This is a genomic window from Acidovorax sp. HMWF018 (assembly GCF_003061035.1).
Taxonomy (GTDB): domain Bacteria; phylum Pseudomonadota; class Gammaproteobacteria; order Burkholderiales; family Burkholderiaceae_C; genus Acidovorax; species Acidovorax delafieldii.
The window spans coordinates 1-1,213 of the sequence record NZ_QAIM01000525.1 but is presented as its reverse complement, the minus strand read 5'-3'; the positions used below and the strand labels follow the sequence as shown (position 1 = coordinate 1,213).

Sequence of the window (1,213 nt, the reverse complement as noted above, 5' to 3'; positions counted from 1 at the left end):
GGCGGGGTCTATGCCCACCAGGCGCATCAGGCGCAGGCTCTCGGTGTAGGCGCCAATCAGGATGTGCTGGCCGTTGTCCAGCGTGGCCGCTGTGCCATCGGGCAGCACGCCCGGCACGGCGCGGGCGCGGCCACCCACGGTGCGAGCGGCCTCGAACACGGTGACCTGGCGGCCAGCCTGCCGGTGGGCGATGGCCGCAGCCATGCCGGCCCAGCCAGCCCCGATGACGGCGACTTTCTGCGGTGCCACGCCGGGCTACATCCTGCCCAGGGCTTGCATCTTCCAGGCCAGCCAGAACTTGCGCAGCGGCGTGAGGCGGATGCGCTGGTGCAGCACCTGGAAGTTTTCGTGCTCGATCTCGCGCAGCAGGGTGCGGTAGATGCTGGCCATCATCAGGCCGGGCTTTTGGGTGCGGCGGTCTGCGTCGGGCAGCAGGGCAAAGGCCTCGTCGTACAGCCGGTGAGCGCGCTCGGCCTGAAAGCGCATCAGCGCCGTAAAGCGGTCGGAGTAGGTGCGCTTCAAGATCTCGTGCGCCTTCACATCGAACTGCTGCAGCTCGCTGACCGGCAGGTAAATGCGGCCCAGCATGGCGTCTTCGCCCACGTCGCGGATGATGTTGGTGAGCTGGAATGCCAGGCCCAGCCGGTGTGCGTATTCGGTGGTGCGCGGGTCGGTCTGGCCGAAGATGCGCGCTGCGACTTCGCCCACGACGCCCGCCACCAGGTGGCAGTAGCCCTGAAGACCTGCAAAGTCGAGGTAGCGCGTCTGCTCCAGGTCCATCTGGCAGCCGTCAATCACGGCCTGCAGGTGGCGCTGTTCGATGCCGTAGTCGGCCGCCAGCGGCATCAGCGCCAGCATCACGGGGTGCGTGGGCTGGCCCGCGTAGGCCTTGCTCACTTCGGCCTGCCACCAGGCCAGCTTGGTGCGGGCCACGCCAGGGTCGCTCACTTCATCGACCACATCGTCCACTTCGCGGCAAAACGCATAGAACGCCGTGATGGCCGCGCGGCGCGGAGCAGGCAGAAAGAGAAAGGCGTAATAGAAGCTGCTGCCCGAGGCCACGGCTTTTTGCTGTACGTACTGCTGCGGTGTCATGGGGCGAGATTGTCCCATGGCGCACCGGGGCGGGCCGGTTGTCGGGGTTTGAGGTGTTTTCGGGCTGATGCGCTAGTGCCGCATGCCCTGGTTGCTATGCAAATAATAGCTTCAGGGA

The 1,213-nt window shown here is 66.4% G+C and carries 2 protein-coding genes; both read right to left on the bottom strand.

The genetic code is table 11. The features are described 5' to 3' along the window. Window positions 1-204, bottom strand: a 204-nt coding sequence (locus DBR23_RS31500; RefSeq protein ID WP_369882155.1) for an FAD-dependent oxidoreductase, incomplete at its 3' end; no start/stop codon positions are given. Window positions 205-255: 51 nt separating this feature from the next. Continuing rightward, window positions 256-1,095 carry a presqualene diphosphate synthase HpnD gene (gene hpnD / locus DBR23_RS22265; protein ID WP_108499611.1) on the bottom strand — a complete coding sequence of 280 codons (840 nt, stop codon included), beginning with the start codon at window positions 1,093-1,095 and terminating at the stop codon, window positions 256-258. Window positions 1,096-1,213 lie beyond the last annotated feature (118 nt).

Coding starts and splice junctions, on each gene's coding strand:
- hpnD (WP_108499611.1), bottom strand. CDS start 1,095: ATGACACCGCAGCAGTACGTACAGCAAAAAGCCGTGGCCTCGGGCAGC.